Source organism: Streptomyces sp. NPDC058373 (genome assembly GCF_042723275.1).
Taxonomy (GTDB): Bacteria; Actinomycetota; Actinomycetes; order Streptomycetales; family Streptomycetaceae; genus Streptomyces.
Window position 1 is genome coordinate 1 of record NZ_JBHXJE010000040.1, and the last position, 16,269, is coordinate 16,269.

A 16,269-nucleotide genomic window follows, 5' to 3' on the forward strand; every position below is an offset into this window, starting at 1 on the left:
GGCCCCGAACGGGGCGGCGGCCGTTTCGTGGTGCTCGCGGGGGCCGGTCAGCCGACGGCCAGGCCCCGGGCGAACTCCTCCAGCGCGGCGCGCGGAACGGGCACCACCGAGGTCTGGTAGGCCGCCATCATCGCCGGCACCACGTCCTCGTACTTCCGCAGCCACACGTCGGTGGCGTACACGGACTGGGACAGGGCGACGCGCTCCTCCTCCGAGCGGAAGGCGCGCAGCAGGTAGTAGCCGTCCTCGTCGTTCAGGGACGGGCCGTGGGCGACCACCGTGATGCCGTGGTCGCGCATCAGCGGGACGGTGCCGTCCCTGCTGACCCGGTGGAACTCGTCCCGCTCGCCCGGCTTCACGGTGAACAGCCGGATCTCCAGCAGCCACGGCGCGTCGTCGGTACCGGTCATCGCCTCTCCTCCACTGGTCACTTGACCCGGACCCCGGCCTTCCAGACCCCGGTGATGTGCTCGGGCTGCGCGATGACGCCGATGTCGATGAGCGGGTCCTCGTCGAGGATCAGCACGTCGGAGTCGTACCCCTCGCGCAGCTGCCCGGAGAGCGGCGCCTGCGGGCCCAGCGTGGCCGGGCCGATAGCGGTGCCGGACTCGATGGCCGCCAGCGGGGACATACCGGTCTTCACCAGCAGCGGCAGCTCCCGGCCGTTACGGCCCCACGAGTCGGGCAGCTCGGTGCCGGAGAGCGCCACGTCGGTGCCCGCGGCGATCGTCACGCCCTGCTCGCGGGCGATGGCGATGGCCTCCTCGTGCCGCCCGGCCGTCGCCCGCAGCTTGTTGAGGGCGTACTCGGGGAGCATGTGGCCGTTGTCCAGGAGCTCCTGGAAGATCGTGCGCGTGGTGACGAGGATCGCGCCGCACTCGCGCATGGCGATGGCGGCCTCCTCGTCGATGTACGTACCATGCTCGATGGTGGTGACGCCGGCCTCCAGCGAGGCCATGATGCCGGGCTTGCCGTGGCAGTGCGCGGCGACGATCCGGTCCGCCATCCCGGCGACCTCCACGATCGCCCGCAACTCGGCGTTGGTGAACTGCTGGTGGACCGGGTGGTCGACCTCGGAGAGCACACCGCCGGAGGCGCACACCTTGATGAGCTTCGCGTTGCGGCGCAGCTGCTCCCGGGCCGCCCGCGCGCACTCCGCGGGTCCGTCGGCCAGCCGCAGCTCGCCGCCGCGGTGCCCGAAGTCCTCCACCCAGTGCGCCGGGTAGCTGTGCAGGTCGGCGTGGCCGCCGGTGGTGGACAGGGTGGTGCCGGCCGGGTAGACCGACGGGCCCTGAACGGTGCCCTCCTCGATCGCGCGGACCAGGTAGATGCCCAGGCCGCCGGTCTCCCGTACGGAGGTGACTCCGGCGTTCAGCGCGGCGCGCAGGTCCGAGGTGATCCGGGCGGCGCGCAGCGCGATCGGCTCCTGAGGCAGCAGGGTGAGATCGGCCGAGCGCAGCCCCATGAAGTGGCCGTGGCAGTCCCACAGCCCGGGCATGACCGTGGGGGCCCGGACCACGTCCGCCTGCGGCGTCTCGGGGGCGTCGGCGGCGGGACCGGCGTAGGTGATGGCGTTCTCGTCGAAGATGACCACGCCGTTCTCCAACGGCGCGCCACGACCAGGAATGAGCTTTTCCGCTTCGATTCGCTGCAACATGCAGGGAGCAAACCAAGGGTGCGCGCAGGGGACAACAGGTGTTCAGGTAGCCGATGTTGTCGTCACCGGGCAGTCGGCTCAGGGAGCCAGCGCGGGAGCCTGCGGAGCCGGACCGCCGCGGGCCTGCTGCGCCGCGCGGTGCCGGAAGACGTGCCGGTAGGTCTGCGGGGAGACGGTGGTGACCCGGCCGAAGTGGTAGCGGAGGTTGGCGGCCGTGCCGAACCCGGTCCTGCGCGCGATGTGCTCCACCGGTTCGTCGGTGGTCTCCAGCAGCTCCTGCGCCATCCGCACCCGCTGCTGAAGCAGCCACTGCAACGGGGTGATGCCGAGCCGGTCCCGGAACCGCCGCGCGAAGGTCCGCTCGCCCAGATGGGCGGCGCGCGCCAGCTGCGGCACGGTCAGCGGCTCGTGCAGCCGCTCCTGCGCCCACTGCAGCGCCGGGCCGAGGCCGTCGCCCGTCTCCGCCCGCACCACCGGCTTGGTGTACTGCGGCTGGTCGCCCTCCCGGTGCGGCGGTACGACCATCCGGCGGGCCACCTCGCCCGCCACGGCGGCACCGTGGTCCTGGCGCACCAGGTGCAGGCAGAGGTCGATGGCCGAGCCGGTCCCGGCGGAGGTGAGGATGTCACCGTCGTCGGTGTAGAGCGCCGAGGGCAGGAAGTCCACCTCGGGGAAGCGGTGGGCGAAGTCCCCCGCGTTCATCCAGTGCGTCGTCGCCGTGCGGCCCGTCAGCAGCCCGGCCGTGGCCAGCACGTAGGCACCGGTGCAGATCGAGACGATGCGCTTGCCGCGCACGTGCGCCTCGCGCAGCACCTCGACCAGCCGCGCCGGCGGGTCGAGCTGGACGGGGCGGGCGCACGCCGCGACCAGGATGGTGTCCGCGTCGAGCAGGCCCTCGAAATCGTAGGCGGCGTGCACCTGCAGCCCGGCCGCCGTCCGCAGCGGACCGGGGGAGGCGCCGCACATCCGCAGCTCGTACCAGGGGTCGACGAGATCGGAGCGGTCGGTGCCGAACACCTCGCAGGGAACCGCGAGTTCGAACGTAGGTGTGGCATCCGTAACGGCGATCGCGATCACGTGGGGACGCATGTCGGTAATTTAGCGCACCTTGTCGGAAGAGCCGATGGTGCGGCGGGAACCGCGGGGCGAAGCTGGCCGGCATGAGCGAAGCAGAGACAGAACCCACCGGGGGGCCACTCAGTGCCGTCCAGGGCACCGCGATGTACGTGGGCGCCGTGCTCGGCACCGGCGTCATCGCCCTGCCCGCCCTCGCCGCCGAGAAGGCGGGCCCCGCCTCCTTGCTGGCCTGGCTGGCCCTCGTCGTCCTCTCGGCCCCGCTGGCATCTGCCTTCGCCGCACTGGGCGCCCGCTACCCCGACGCGGGCGGCGTCTCCACCTACGCCATGAAGGCGTTCGGCGGGCGCGCCTCGGCCGTCGTCGGCTGGTGCTTCTACCTCGCCGTGCCGCCCGGCGCGGCCGCCGCGGCCCTCTTCGGCGGGGCGTACGTCTCCGCCGCGCTGGGCGGCGGCACCGCCACGACGACCGTCACCGCCGTCGGGCTGATGGTCCTGGTCACCGCCGCCAACACGATGGGCCTGCGGGTGACCGGCCGGTTCCAGTTCATGCTGGCCGGGCTGCTCGTCGTCCTGCTGCTGGTCGCCGTCGCGCTGTCGCTGCCGAAGGCCGACACCGCCAACCTCGAACCGTTCGCCCCGCACGGCTGGTCCGCGATCATGCCCGCGGCGGCGCTGCTGGTCTGGAGCTTCGCGGGGTGGGAGGCGATCACCCACCTGGCCGGTGAGTTCCGCCGCCCGGCGCGCGACCTGCCCCGGGCCACCTACTCGGCCGTGGTCATCGTCGGCGGCCTGTACCTGCTGGTGGCCTTCGCGGTCATCGTCGTCCTCGGCGACGGCGCCGCGAGCTCGGAAGCCCCGCTCGGCGACCTGATGGCCCAGGGACTGGGCGGCCACGCCCGCTACCTCGCCGCGGGCGCCGCCCTGCTGCTCACCACCGGCGCCATGAACGCCTACTACGCCGGCGCCGCCAACCTGGGGGCCGCGCTCGCCCGGGACGGGGCGTTCCCGGCGTGGATGTCCCGCGGCAGCGTGGCGGGCGAGGTGCCGCGCCGCAGCCTCGCCGTCGTCTCCGCCCTCTCCTTCCTGGCCCTGTTCGCCGTCGGCCTCACCGGCCTCGGCACCGAGCCGCTCGTCCTGCTCACCACCGGCTCGTTCGTGGCCGTCTACGCGGTCGGCGTGGCCGCCGCCGTCCGGCTGCTCCCCAAGGGCACCAAGGGCCGGGCCTCGGCATGGGGCGCCAGCGTGGCCGTGGTGGCGCTGCTGGTCATGGCCGGGGTCTACCTGCTCTGGCCGCTGGCCGTGGCGGGGGCCGCCCTGCTCTACCTGCGGCTGAACCGGGACCGCCGGGCCGCCGCCGAAGAGGCGGCCGTCGCCCCGGAACCGCCGCTGGAGCCGGCCGCCGACGCGACGGAGGGGCGACCGTGACCCTCCAGGAGGCCTCCTCGGTCAGCACGCCCGCGGGATGGTCGCCGCCGACCGTGGGGAGCCTGCGCGGTGCCGTGGCCGTCTTCCTGGGGCTGGACGCGGACAGCGCGAAGGCGCCGCCCCCGGTGGGCTCGTACGTACCGCTCGCCCACGACGACCCGTCCGCCGCGCTGAAATGGCTGAACTCCTGGGGATGCAGGATCCGCTACCCCCGCCCCGGTGAGACGGACCTCTTCGGCCCGGCACTGCGCGACTGGTCGTCCCGCTGGTACGCGGTCCTGCCGGGGCCCGGCACCCGGCTGGGCGACCTCGACGACGAGGACCTGGCGCCCCTCGGCGAGTGCTACGCCGAGCTGGCCGCCCTCCGCGCCGGACCGGCGGAACGCCCGCGCACCCTCGGCGCCACCGCCGCCTCGAAGCTCCTGCACGGGTTGCGTCCTCGCACCCTCGTCCCCTGGGACGAGGCGATCGCCCGCAAGCTGCACGGCGCCCGGGACGCCGCGGCGTACGTGGCGCATCAGCGCCTCAACCGGGAGTGGGCCCGGAACATTCTGGCCGACAGCCGCCTCGACGAGGACGGGCTCGCCATGTTGTACAGCTGTCCTGGGCGGCCCCTGGCCAAGATGCTGGACGACTACGCGTACGTCACATTGACTCGATCGGACACACGGTGATTCTTCGCATAGACCATGTCGGGCTGGCCACCGAGGACCCCGGCGGCGTCGCCGCCTTCATGACCACGCTGGGCCTGCGCAAGTACGACGAGGGGCACGCCGACGACTACGGGGTCGCCTGCGAGTTCTGGCAGTTCGGCGGGGGCCTCGGCAACCCCGCCGTCGAGATCGTCTCTCCCACCCAGGAGCCGTCCGCGATCAGCGGCCGGCTGGCCCGCCAGGGGCCCGGGCTCTACCACCTCGCCTTCGAGGTGGACGACCTGGAGAGCGAGACCGCCCGGCTGCGCGGCGAGGGCTGGACGGCTGTCGACGCCACGCCCTGCAAGGGCGCGCGGGACGGGATGACGGTGGCCTTCCTGTACGCTCCGGCCCCCGCCGGCCTGCTGGTGGAACTGGTCCACTACGCCCCCGCCCCGGGGGGCCGCGGGTGATCACACTCGACGACGTCCGTGCGGCGGCCCTGCACCTGCCCCGCACCCAGGAGCACCTGATCAGGGAGTACGTCAAGTTCAAGGTCGGCCGCATCGTGTACGCCTCGGTCTCCCCGGACGAGACGACGATGGGCTTCGCCTTCCCCCGCGAGGAGCGGGAGCTGCTGATCGCCTCCGAGCCCGAGAAGTACCAGCTGCCCCGCGCCTCGGACCTGCGCTACAACTGGGTCCAGCTGCGCATGGGGGCCTTCGACCCCGGGGAACTGGGCTCCCTCGTCGTGGACGCCTGGCTGATGGCGGTGCCCAGGTCCGTCGGCGAGGCCTACCTGGAGTCGCTCGCCGGGGACGCGTGACACCACGGGCCCGGCCGGGCCGGGCCCGTCGCGGTCAGCCGGGGCCGACGCAGGGTCAGGCCGCGCCTGCCCGTACCGGCAAGCGCGGCCTTGAGGGGTGGCGTGACCGGACGTGCGGTCGCGGTCTTCGCCGGTCGGTGTCGGTGTCGGTGTCGGTGTCGGTGTCGAGCCGACTGGTGTCACACCCGGTCCGGCCGGATGCGGCGGCTGCTCCTGGTCCCGGGGTCCGCTTCCGCCCGTTCCCCGCCGCGGGTGCGGTCGCGGGTGAGGAGGACCGTGAAGGCCAGCAACGAGACCATTCCGGCCACCACCGCGGTGAGGGTGGCCGGTGCGCCGCCGCGTTCCATGGCGGAGGCGAGGGCCTCGGGCCCGCTCGTGGGCGTGAGCAGATGCGCCGCGGTCAGGGCACCCATGGACAGGATGCCGGCGATCAGTACCGGCAGCACCTGGCGGAGCAGGGAGCCGGCCGCGAGGAGGAGGCACAGGGCGGCGACGCCGATCGACAGCCCGTACGCGCTCGCCGACAGGTCGGCCCGTTGGAGCGGGAAGTGCGTCGCACCGCAGAGAAGCAGTGCCGCGGCCGTCGTCCAGCGCAGCCAGAGGGGGAGCGCTCCCGTGGGCGTGGCGCTCCGGTCCCGGGGGATCTCGGGCAGAGACGGCCGCGCGTGTGACGGCTGCCGGCGGCGGGGCTGCTGGGGGCGGGCGGGGCGTGCGGCCGGGGCGTCGGGAGGCGGCACGTCCGCCGCTGTCGGCATGGCGGCAGCGGCCGCTGTGCCGTGGGCCTGGGCGGCGCCCTGGAAGCCGCCGTGAGGCGAGGGGGCGCCGGTCGGCTCCTCGCTCAGCCCCTCCGTCGGCGTGGCGGCGGAGGGCGGCTCGGCTTCGGCCTGCGCCGTGCGCTCGGCCTCCAGCTGGCTGATGAGTTCCGCCAGCTCTTCGACGGTCAGCCCGGTGGCGGCCGCCTGGACCGCTTCCTCTCCTGCGTGGGGGCCGTGGGGCGGCCGGTGCAGAAGGGCCACGAGGTGGCTGACGTCGCCGATCGACCGCCGCGCGGCGGCCGTGTGGATCGCCTTGTCGGCGCGGTCGACAGGCTGCGGCGGCTGGGAGAGCCGGGCCACCAGTTCGGAGACGTCGTCCACGGGGCGTTCCACGGCGGCCGCGCGCAGGACCTCCTCCGCGGCCTCCGCGCCGCCCGGGGAGTCCTCCAGCAGGCGGATCAGGTCGACGACCTCGTCGATCGAGCGGGCGGTGACAGCTGTCCTCACCAGGCCGCTGACGGGGTCGGTGCCGGTCTCGTAGTCCGGCGCGTCGAAGGCGCCGGACTCCTGCTCCGGCGCGTCGAAGGCGCCGGGCTCCTGCTCGGGCGCGTCGAAGGCGCCGGGCTCGTACTCCGGCGCGTCGGAGGCGTCGGTCTCCTGCTCCGGCGGGACGCTGGACGGGGGCGCCCCAGGGCTGTCGTCCGGCTTGGGCGCCGGGCGGGCCGTCGACGGTTCCCCCGTGCCCGTCGAAGGGTCTACGGGCGGTATGTCGGGGGTGAGGTTTTCCGATTCCGTCGTCATGGTTGCCTTCCGTTCCGGGCGTCGCCTCAGGACGACGCCGCTGCACAGGCACATGCGGACTGCCCGACCCTTTCTAATCTTTGCCCCTGTGAAGCGCCATCGGAGAGGGTCCGCACGGACGACGCGGACCTTCGGCGAGGCGCCGGGACCGTACGCTCCGCGGCCGCGCCGGGCTCGCGCCAACCCCTGGACGCCAGGACGGCGGAAGGGGCTTACTCCCGCTGGTGCGGGAGTAAGCCCCTTCGGGCAGGCGGGCGTCAGGCGTCAGCCGGACTCGCCGCGCACCGGTGCCAGCGCCGTCAGCTGCACCGGGTCCGTCCCGGAGGCGCTGTGCCGGGCGGCCCAGTTCTCCAGGGCCGTGCGGCAGGCGTGGTCGAGGTGGTGGAGGCCGGAGAGGTCGAGTTCGACCGGGCGGTCCTGGGGGAGGGATTCGAGGCTGTCGAGCATCTTCGGGAGGCGCAGGAAGGTGGCGTTGCCGGAGAGGTACGCCTGCACCGGGCCCGCGCCCTTGTCTATGACCTCCAGTTTGACGTGGGAGGCCGTCCAGGCCGTCTTGGCGACGGAGAGGGCCAGGCCGATCAGGACGCCCTCGAACATGTTGACCGCGACGATCGCCACCGCCGTGACCACCAGGATCACCGCCTCGCCCCGGTGCTCGCGCCAGAGCGGGACGAAGGAGCGCAGCGGGAGCAGCTTCCACCCCGCGTGGACGAGGATGCCCGCGAGGGCGGGCAGCGGGATCAGGGCGAGAGCGGCGGGCAGCAGCGCGGCGAAGAGCAGCAGCCAGACCCCGTGCATCACCCGGGACGCCTTGGTCTTCGCACCGGCCTGGACGTTGGCCGAGCTGCGGACGATGACCGCGGTCATCGGCAGGGCGCCCAGCAGCCCGCAGACGGTGTTGCCCGTGCCCTGGGCGACCAGCTCCTTGTCGTACTGGGTGCGCGGGCCGTCGTGCAGCCGGTCCACGGCCGCCGCGCTGAACAGGCTCTCGGCGGACGCGATCAGGGTGAAGGCGAGGATCGTGCCGAGCAGGCCCACACCGGCCAGCTGCCCGAAGGCGTCGAGCCCGGGCGGCTGGATCGAGCCGAGCAGCCCGTGCACCTCGACGGTGGCGACCGGCATGCTGAACACCAGCGAGGCGACGGTCGCCAGCAGCACGGCGGCGAGCGCGCCCGGCACGGTCCGCACCCGGCGCGGCAGATGCTTCCAGAGCACCATCACCGCGACGGTCCCCGCGCCGAGGCCCAGCGAGGCGAGCGCGGCGGGGCTGCCGACCGCCTCGGCCATCGCGCCGGGCAGCCCGGTGATCTTGCCGAGCCCGGTGACCGGCGCCGGAAGGCCCGCCGCGGCGTAGAGCTGGCCGGCGATGAGGACGAGGCCGATGCCCGCGAGCATGCCCTCGACCACGGAGACCGAGATGGCCCGGAACCAGCGCCCCAGTTTCAGCGCGCCCATGGCGAGTTGGAGCAGCCCGGCGGCGAGCACGATGACGCCGAGCGCGGCCAGGCCGAAGCTCTGGACGGCCTCGAAGACCAGCACGGTCAGCCCTGCGGCGGGGCCGGAGACCTGGAGGCTGCTGCCGCGCATCATGCCGGTGACGATGCCGCCCACGATGCCGGTGACCAGGCCCAGTTCGGCCGGGACCCCGGAGGCCACGGCGACGCCCACGCAGAGCGGCAGGGCGACCAGGAAGACGACGAGGGAGGCGGCGAAGTCCTGCCGCAGGTGGGGGAAGCGGGCGGCCTTCTCCACGGCGGGCCTCACAGCGCCCGGAAGAGGTCGGCGCGGGCGTCGTGCGCGAGGACGGAGCCGGTGTGCACCTCGTAGTACCAGCCGTGCAGCCGCAACTCCCCGTTCTCCAGGCGGGCTTCGACGCAGGGATAGGAGCGGAGCCGCAGGAGCTGGGTGAGCAGGTGGCTCTGGACGGCATCGGTGACGGCCGGGTCCTCGACCGCGCCCTGCGGGCGGGGGGTGGCGTGGGCGAGCCAGTCGCGGACGGCGGGGACGGCGGTGAGGTCGTCGCCGCGTACGAGGGCGCCGACGGCGCCGCAGTGGGAGTGGCCGCAGACGACGACGTCCGTGACGCCGAGCACCTCGACGGCGTACTCGATCGTGGCCGCCTCGCTGGTGGGCGGTGTGGAGGCGTACGGCGGGACGATGTTGCCCGCGGTGCGCAGCTCGAAGAGCTCGCCGGGGCGGGCGCCGGTGATCAGCGCGGGGACGACCCGGGAGTCGGAGCAGGTGATGAAGAGCACCTGCGGGGACTGGCCCTGGGCCAGCCGGGCGAACTCCTCAGGGCGCTCCGCGGACTGCCGGCGGAAGGAGCGGGCGTGATCGATGAGGGGCTGCATACCAGTGGTTCCTCCTGGCGCGCCGCGGACGGCGCGTCGGTGCGGACGAGATAGGTGGCGCGGGCGGCACACCGGCATGGCCCCGGGCCGAAGGCCTGGGGGTGACGGGTGGGGCGCGCGCGGGGCGCCGGGGTGTGCCGCGGGTCGGCTCAGCAGCGGAAGACTTGTAGGACGGCGGGTCGGTGCGCGTCCGAGGATCTCGACGCGTGGTGGGTGCCGGAGGGCGGGACGAGTTCCGCCGCCGCACGGACGGCCGCGGCGGTGTCGCCCGACAGCACGGAGCGCGGGAGGCCGTCGGAGGGTGCGCCGGCGGCGGCGCGGTGCCGGTCGCGTGCGTTCCGCAACCCGGTGAGTTCACCGGTGCGTTCGGAGGCGCCGCAGGTGGCGTACGTGGATTCCACCGCCCGCGCGGTGGCGGCGGGATCGCCCTGCGGGCTCGCGGAAGCAGGGTCGTGGGCGCTGTACGCGAGCAGGAGGGGCGCCGGGGAGGCGCCCGGGAACTGGAGGGCCAGGAGGAGGGCGGCCAGCAGCGTGCCGACGAAGCGACTCATCGTGGATCGCACGGTGCCTCCTCTCCGATCCGGACCCGGTCATCGACAAAACGCTAACAGGGTAAAGCGATTGCCAAGTTAACCCGATGTGAAATGGAAGAGCGGGACCTCTTTACTCGCTCTTTAGTTCTGGTGGAAAGCGGCAGCCCTTCTTTCTTTCGCCACAGCTTCCGCACAAGTGAGGGTGGGTAATTACGCAATGAGTTCGAACGGGGAAGCGGCCTGTCGCGGACAGTGGTCCCGTCGGGCCTGGTCAGCGTGGAGACCCGGCCACGGAGGGGAGGGCGGGGCCGGGAGGTGCTCCTGGGGCGGGGAGCCCGGCCGGGACGGGGTGGCGGAGAACACTCCGCGGGAATTGGCGGAAAATTCCCCTTGGGACTTGCTTGGGGAGGCGCGGACCGGACGAGGGAATGCGGGCGCCCCCGGGGAGTGGAACTCAGCCGCCTAGGCGGCATATTCGGCCACCTTCTCGCGGATACGGACGGGCCCGCCCTTTACCCCCGCACCGATCCCCAGATCCGCTCCGGCAGCTCGCGCGCGGCCTCGTCGAGGTCGGTGTCGCCGAGGGTGAGGTGGCGGCGGGCGATGGCGACGACCGGGCCGAGGATCAGCGATTCCAGCAACGACGGTGAGAGCTGGGCCAGTTCGCCGGTGGCGACGTGGTGCTGGAGCCAGGCGGCGAGCGGGGAGAGGCGGGCCTCCTGGGCGTCGCGGAGCTCTTGGGCGTGGGCCATGCCGTGGCGGTCGGCGGTGGCGGAGTGGAGCAGGCGGGCGGCGTCGGGATGGGCCCGGACGAAGCCGAGGTAGGCGCGGACGGCGCCGTGGATGCCCTCGCGTGCGGAGTCCGCCTCCAGCAGGGCGGCGGCGAGCGGGGTGAGCAGGCGCTCCAGCCAGCGCTGGACGAGCGGTGACGTGGGACGGCCGGCGGTTCGCCGGCCGCCACGGTCGCCGGGGGAGCTCTCGTCCCGCCGCAGGCGAAGGCGCGGGGCGGAGGACCGCGAGGGACGGGGGAGGCGCGGAGCTCTTCGACGGAGGGGAACGAACTCCCGCAGGGCCCCTGCCCCTCCCACCCCGCGCGTACAACCTCACCGTCCCCCGGCAGGTCTCCCCTGCGGACCCCCGTACGCACAGTCCGGGCGGCCACACCCCAGGAGGACTCCACCCATGCGACCCCCTCGCACCGCGACGGCCGCCGCCCTGGTCGCGGCCGTGCTCGCCGCGCCCCTGCTCACCGCTCCGCAGGCCGCCGCCGCGCCCGCCGGGCTGAGCGACGACTTCGACGGGGACGGGCACCGCGACCTCGTCCTGCTCGGCGGCACGCACGGCAAGGACGGCCGGGTGACCGTCGTGTACGGCTCGGCCAAGGGCCCCGCCACCGGCCGCGTGCAACTCCTCCACCAGGACTCGCCCGGCATCCCCGGCGCCGTGGAGGCGGGCGACGACTGGGGGTTCGCCGCGACCACCGCCGACCTGGACCGCGACGGGTACGCAGACCTCGCCGTGGCCTCGCCGGGCGAGGACGTCGGGGCCGTGCCCGACCGGGGCGGGCTGACCGTGGTGTGGGGCGGCCCGAAGGGGCTCGGCACCGGCACGGTGTTCCACTCGGACGTCCAGCCGGTCAACGGCCACGGCGACCGGTACGGCCTCGACGTCACCTCCGGGGACTTCGACGGCGACGGTCACCCCGACCTGGTCGGCATCAGCAACTCCCCGGCCGGGGCCCTGTGGCTCAAGGGCCCCTTCACCCGCACCGGCGAACACGGCGGCAGCGGCCGGCTCGGCGACGCGTACGGGTACCTCAGCGTCTCGGAGCTGACCGCCGGACGGCCCGCCGCGGACCGCCCGGCCGACCTCCACATGCTGGGCGACGACCTGGGCGACGACAAGGGCCCGGCCTTCAGCGCCTTCGTCCACCAGGGCGGGCCGCGTTTCGCCGAGAAGCCCGCCCGGGTCGTCGACACCCCGGACGACGGCGGCGGCGAGACCGGCGGCAACGCCCGCAGCGCCGTCGCCGACTTCGACGCCGACGGCCACCTGGACCTCGCCGTCGGCAGGGGTACGGAGAACACCGACGGCGGCGCCGGTTCGGTCGTCGTCCACTACGGCGGGCCGAAGCCGCGTACGCAGACGATCACCCAGGACACCGCCGGGGTGCCCGGCGCCGTGGAGAAGGGCGACCTCTTCGGCGGCTCGGTCGCGGCGGGCGACATGGACGGCGACGGATATCCGGACCTCGCCGCCGGCTCCCCGGGCGAGGATCTCGGCAAGGTGAAGGACGCAGGGGCCGTCACCGTCCTCAAGGGTTCCCCCGCCGGGCTGACCGGCAAGGGCGCCCAGGCGTACGACCAGGACACCGCCGGGGTCGCCGGGGCGGTGGAGGCCAACGACCAGTTCGGCACCGGAGTCAGGCTCGCCGACCACACCGGCGACGGCCGCGCCGATCTGCTCGTCGACACCAACGAGCAGATCGACAACACCCGTTGGGGCATGGTCCACCTGCTGAAAGGCTCGGCGTCCGGCATCACCGGCACCGGCTCGGCCCACTACACGGTCAACACGCTGAAGCTGGCGGCGTACGAGGAGGTCGGCGGGCCGTTCGCGGACTGAGGCGGGGCCGCACAAGCATCCGGCCCCCAGGCGCTGTGTGCGCCTGGGGGCCGGATCGTGGTAGCGGGGACAGGATTTGAACCTGCGACCTCTGGGTTATGAGCCCAGCGAGCTACCGAGCTGCTCCACCCCGCGTCGGTAAACCCCACCGTACACGAGTGGCGGGGTGGTCCCTGACCACGTGGTCAGGGGCGGGGTGCGAGGGCCAGGACCGTCTCGTCGTCCTCGTGGTCCCCGGTGGGGGCGAAGCCGAGAGAGGCGTAGAGGACGGTGGCGGGGCGTGCGGGGAGCGGTGCGGGTTGCCCGGCGCGCGGGTCCTGCGGGATGGTGCCCGCAGGGGGAGGACCGTCGTCGATCTGCCGGGAAGGTGGCAGGGCCTCAGCGAGGCCCGCACACGTGGACGCTACGAGGAGTTCCGCCGTCGGCGCGCCCCGGGCGCGGACCGCGCGGCCCGCCGCCCCGGGACCCTGGGACGCGGCCCCCTGCCCGGTCCTGGTCGCCGACGCCACCGGAACCGTGGTCGCCGCCAACCGGCACGCCACCGAGCTCTTCCCCGCCGCCACCGCGGGCGCCCCGCTGGCCGAAGCCGTACCGGAGTGGCTCGGCGCGGCCCACCGCGCGGCCGTCGCGGCACCAGAACGGCCGGGCGGGGAACGGACGGGGGAAGCGGTGTCAGGGCCGGTCGGGGACCGGTTCTTCCGGGCCGTGCCGACGGCCGCCCGGGGCGGAGGGGCCCGCGAGGCCGGGGCGCCGGAGCTCGCCTGGTGGCTGGGCGACGACTCCGAGCGGGCCGCCGCCGAGGCCGCGCTCGCCGTCGAACGCGAGCGCACCACCTTCCTCGCCGAGGCCTCCAACGCGCTGCTCGCCACCCTCAACACCGAACGCTGCATGGAGGTGACCGCCCAGCTCGCCGCCCGCCACCTCGCCGACGGCGTCGTGGTGGTCCTTTCCGCCACCGGCCGGCGCACCCCGCTGGCCTGGGCCGTGGACGGCGGCGGGTCGACCCGCGCGCAGGTCGCCCTCGACCCGGTCGACGTGCCCGGCCTCGCCGAGGCGCTGCAGGGCTTCCCGCCCGTACCGTCGCGCTGGACCGACCCGGAGGCGCTGCCCGACTGGGCGGTCCCCGAGGGGTTCGACGGGCCGGTCGGCGCGGTCGCCGTCATCCCGCTGCCGGGCCACGGGGTCCCGGCCGGGGCGCTCATCCTGCTCCGCCGCGACGAGCAGCGCGACTTCACCGAGCCCGAGGAGGTCTTCGCCCGCCTCTTCGCCGCCCGCGCCGGAGCCGCCCTCTCCGCCGCCCGGATGTACGCCGAGCAGGCCACGGTGACCGCGACGCTCATGCGTGAACTGCTGCCGCCCCGCCTCGAACAGGTCCGCGGCGTCGAGTTCGCCGGCGGCTACCGCGCCTCCGAACGCGGCGAACGGGTCGGCGGCGACTTCTACGACGTCCACCCCACCGCGGGCGAGGCCGGGGCCTCGCTGGTGGTCCTCGGCGACGTCTGCGGCAAGGGCCTGGACGCCGCCGTCCTCACCGGCAAGATCCGCAACACCCTCCAGGCGCTGCTGCCCATGGCCGACGACCACCCGCGCGTCCTGCGGATGCTCAACGCCTCGCTGCTCAGCTCCCACCACACCCGCTTCGCCACCCTCGTCCTCGCCTCCGCGATCCGCGACGGCGACGCGGTACGCCTCGACCTGACCAGCGCCGGACACCCGGCGCCCCTGCTGGTCCGCGCCGACGGCACCGTGGAGGCGGCTGACACACGCGGGTCGCTGGTCGGCGCGCTGCCCGAGGTCGAGACGACCACCGCCCGGGTCGCGCTGCGCGCCGGGGAGACCTGCCTGCTCTACACCGACGGGGTCACGGAGGCGCGCGGCGGGCCTTTCGGCGACCAGATGTTCGGCGAGGAGCGGCTGCGTGAGGCGCTGGCCGAGTGCGCCGGGATGCCCGCCGAGGCCGTGGTGGAACGCGTGCAGATGCTGGCCACCCAGTGGGTGGGCGGCGGCGAGCACGACGACATGGCCATGGTCGCCGTCACCGTGCCGAGGAACGCGCCGGGAGGCGTGGTGAGCGCCGCCGGCCGGGGCAGGGGCGGCCCATGACCACACGCACGCCCGAGAACACCGCGACGGACCAGGCCGCCACCGAGTGCGAGCCGCTGCGCGCGCTCCTCCGGGACGCCCTGCTGGCCGGTGACGAGTACACGGCGGCCGATCTGCTCTTCACCGCCCTCGACGGCGGGCTCACCGCCGAGCAGGCGCTGCTCGACGTGATCGGTCCCGTCCAGGCGGAGGTGGGGCTCGGCTGGGCCGCCAACCGGCTCACCGTCGCCCAGGAGCACGTGGCGACCGCCATGAACGACCGGATCATCGCCGCCCTCGCCCATCGCTCCCCGCCGCCCGCCGAGCAGCGCGGGCGGATCACCGTGGCGTGCGTCGAGGGCGAGTGGCACGCGCTGCCCGCGCGGCTGCTCGCCGAGACGCTGCGGCTGCGCGGCTGGCGCGTCGACTTCCTCGGCGCCCAGGCCCCCACCCCGCACCTCATCGCCCACCTCCACCAGACCGGCCCCGACCTGGTCGCGCTCTCCTCCTCCCTCCCCACCCGGCTGCCCACCGCGCACGCCGCCGTCACCGCCTGCCAGGGAGCCGGGGTGCCCGTCCTCGCGGGCGGGGCCGCCTTCGGCGCCGACGGGCGGTACGCGCGGCTGCTCGGGGCCGACGGCTGGGCGCCTGACGCCCGTGCCGCGGCCGAGGTGATCGAGGAAGGACTCGGCATGCCCGCGGGCGCCGCCGCGCACGAGCCGGTGGACGACCTGCCGCACCTGGCCGACCAGGAGTACACGATGGTCAGCCGCGGCCGGGCCCGGCTGGTGCGGGAGACCGTCGACGGACTGGCCGACCGCTTCCCGGCCCTGCGCGACTACAGCCGACGCCGGCGGGAGCGCACCGCCGAGGACATCGCGCACATCGTCGACTTCCTCGCCACCGCGCTCTACGTGGACGACGACGAGCTCTTCACCGCCTTCCTCACCTGGACCGCGGGCATCCTCGACGCGCGCGGCGTGCCCGCCCGCTCCCTCGTGCCCACCCTGGAGCTGCTCGCCGAGCCGCTGCGTGACTTCCCCCGCGCCACCCGCCTGCTCCACCGGGGCGGTGACGCTCTCGCCGCCCTCCCGCACCCCACCGGCCCCGGAAAGCCCGCATGACCCCTCTGGACAACCTCTACGGAAACGGCCTGACCGTCACCGCCGAGCCCGCCGCCCCGGGCACCCTGTGCCTGCGGCTCACCGGTGACCTCGACCACGAGAGCGCCGACGCCCTGGTACGGGCCGTCACCGCCCGCCTCGGCGTACGGCCCGCGCCGCGGCGGTTGCGGCTGGACTGCGCCGGGCTCACCGCCTGCGACGCGCTGGGCCTCTCCGCGTTCCTCATGATCGGCCGCCGCACCCGCGCCGCCGACTGCGCCCTCCACCTCGACCGCACCCCGCCCCACCTCGACCGCCTGCTGACGGTCACCGGGACCCGCGGATACCTGGTGGGGCCGGACGAGGAGCCCGGCCCGGCCTGACGGACGGCGGATGCACGGCG

At 74.5% G+C, this 16,269-nt stretch carries 16 protein-coding genes and 1 tRNA gene; 8 read left to right on the forward strand and 9 right to left on the reverse strand.

Features of this window, described 5'->3' with window-relative positions; all coding sequences use genetic code 11:
- Positions 1-47: 47 nt before the first annotated feature.
- The 3 genes from ACFWMZ_RS21260 to ACFWMZ_RS21270 form a co-directional block, all read right to left on the reverse strand.
- Positions 48-410 carry a hypothetical protein gene (locus ACFWMZ_RS21260; RefSeq protein WP_383203422.1) on the reverse strand — a complete coding sequence of 121 codons (363 nt, stop codon included), beginning with the start codon at positions 408-410 and terminating at the stop codon, positions 48-50.
- Between the two features lie 17 nt (positions 411-427).
- On the reverse strand, positions 428-1,657 hold the full coding sequence (locus ACFWMZ_RS21265; RefSeq protein ID WP_383173186.1) for an amidohydrolase family protein: 1,230 nt from the start codon (positions 1,655-1,657) through the stop codon (positions 428-430).
- Between the two features lie 78 nt (positions 1,658-1,735).
- On the reverse strand, positions 1,736-2,746 hold the full coding sequence (locus tag ACFWMZ_RS21270) for a GlxA family transcriptional regulator (protein ID WP_383173184.1): 1,011 nt from the start codon (positions 2,744-2,746) through the stop codon (positions 1,736-1,738).
- Between the two features lie 71 nt (positions 2,747-2,817).
- On the opposite strand from ACFWMZ_RS21270, the gene ACFWMZ_RS21275 reads away from it, so the two are divergent.
- Genes ACFWMZ_RS21275 through ACFWMZ_RS21290 form a run of 4 tightly spaced genes read left to right on the forward strand, consistent with a single transcriptional unit; the run spans position 2,818 to position 5,616 of the window.
- Entirely contained in the window at positions 2,818-4,158 is a 1,341-nt protein-coding gene (locus ACFWMZ_RS21275; RefSeq protein WP_383203425.1) for an APC family permease, read from the forward strand.
- The gene (locus ACFWMZ_RS21280; protein ID WP_383173179.1) at positions 4,155-4,832 is read left to right on the forward strand and encodes a hypothetical protein; all 678 of its coding nucleotides are present in this window, start codon (positions 4,155-4,157) and stop codon (positions 4,830-4,832) included. Before ACFWMZ_RS21275 ends, ACFWMZ_RS21280 begins: the two co-directional genes overlap by 4 nt.
- On the forward strand, positions 4,829-5,263 hold the full coding sequence (locus ACFWMZ_RS21285) for a VOC family protein (protein WP_383173177.1): 435 nt from the start codon (positions 4,829-4,831) through the stop codon (positions 5,261-5,263). The genes ACFWMZ_RS21280 and ACFWMZ_RS21285 overlap by 4 nt, the downstream gene beginning before the upstream one ends.
- On the forward strand, positions 5,260-5,616 hold the full coding sequence (locus tag ACFWMZ_RS21290) for an MmcQ/YjbR family DNA-binding protein (protein ID WP_383173175.1): 357 nt from the start codon (positions 5,260-5,262) through the stop codon (positions 5,614-5,616). Before ACFWMZ_RS21285 ends, ACFWMZ_RS21290 begins: the two co-directional genes overlap by 4 nt.
- A 179-nt stretch (positions 5,617-5,795) precedes the next feature.
- Here ACFWMZ_RS21290 and ACFWMZ_RS21295 read toward each other — a convergent pair whose 3' ends face one another.
- The 5 genes from ACFWMZ_RS21295 to ACFWMZ_RS21315 all read right to left on the reverse strand — a co-directional run bounded on the left by ACFWMZ_RS21295 (position 5,796) and on the right by ACFWMZ_RS21315 (position 11,144).
- Positions 5,796-7,172, reverse strand: a complete 1,377-nt coding sequence (locus ACFWMZ_RS21295; protein WP_383173173.1) for a hypothetical protein — start codon at positions 7,170-7,172, stop codon at positions 5,796-5,798.
- A gap of 264 nt (positions 7,173-7,436) precedes the next feature.
- A complete protein-coding gene (locus tag ACFWMZ_RS21300) occupies positions 7,437-8,924 on the reverse strand; it encodes a SulP family inorganic anion transporter (protein ID WP_383173171.1) in 1,488 nt (495 codons plus the stop codon).
- A gap of 8 nt (positions 8,925-8,932) precedes the next feature.
- Positions 8,933-9,523, reverse strand: a complete 591-nt coding sequence (locus ACFWMZ_RS21305) for a carbonic anhydrase (RefSeq protein ID WP_383203428.1) — start codon at positions 9,521-9,523, stop codon at positions 8,933-8,935.
- A gap of 149 nt (positions 9,524-9,672) precedes the next feature.
- Positions 9,673-10,086, reverse strand: coding sequence for a hypothetical protein (locus ACFWMZ_RS21310; RefSeq protein ID WP_383203430.1), 414 nt, complete (start codon positions 10,084-10,086; stop codon positions 9,673-9,675).
- Positions 10,087-10,568: 482 nt separating this feature from the next.
- Positions 10,569-11,144: a hypothetical protein gene (locus tag ACFWMZ_RS21315; protein WP_383203433.1), complete on the reverse strand. Its 576-nt coding sequence runs from the start codon at positions 11,142-11,144 to the stop codon at positions 10,569-10,571.
- A gap of 94 nt (positions 11,145-11,238) precedes the next feature.
- Here ACFWMZ_RS21315 and ACFWMZ_RS21320 point away from each other — a divergent pair, with 94 nt between their 5' ends.
- The gene (locus tag ACFWMZ_RS21320; protein WP_383173163.1) at positions 11,239-12,681 is read left to right on the forward strand and encodes an FG-GAP and VCBS repeat-containing protein; all 1,443 of its coding nucleotides are present in this window, start codon (positions 11,239-11,241) and stop codon (positions 12,679-12,681) included.
- Positions 12,682-12,739: 58 nt separating this feature from the next.
- On the opposite strand, the gene ACFWMZ_RS21325 is transcribed toward ACFWMZ_RS21320, so the two are convergent.
- Positions 12,740-12,816: transfer RNA gene (locus ACFWMZ_RS21325), tRNA-Met, on the reverse strand.
- Positions 12,817-13,077: 261 nt separating this feature from the next.
- Here ACFWMZ_RS21325 and ACFWMZ_RS21330 point away from each other — a divergent pair.
- From ACFWMZ_RS21330 to ACFWMZ_RS21340, 3 genes are read left to right on the forward strand one after another with little or no spacing between them, the layout of a single operon-like run.
- Positions 13,078-14,784, forward strand: coding sequence for a PP2C family protein-serine/threonine phosphatase (locus tag ACFWMZ_RS21330; RefSeq protein WP_383203435.1), 1,707 nt, complete (start codon positions 13,078-13,080; stop codon positions 14,782-14,784).
- Positions 14,781-15,887, forward strand: a complete 1,107-nt coding sequence (locus ACFWMZ_RS21335; RefSeq protein WP_383203438.1) for a B12-binding domain-containing protein — start codon at positions 14,781-14,783, stop codon at positions 15,885-15,887. The genes ACFWMZ_RS21330 and ACFWMZ_RS21335 overlap by 4 nt, the downstream gene beginning before the upstream one ends.
- Positions 15,884-16,249: an STAS domain-containing protein gene (locus ACFWMZ_RS21340; RefSeq protein WP_383173157.1), complete on the forward strand. Its 366-nt coding sequence runs from the start codon at positions 15,884-15,886 to the stop codon at positions 16,247-16,249. Before ACFWMZ_RS21335 ends, ACFWMZ_RS21340 begins: the two co-directional genes overlap by 4 nt.
- Positions 16,250-16,269: the final 20 nt, after the last annotated feature.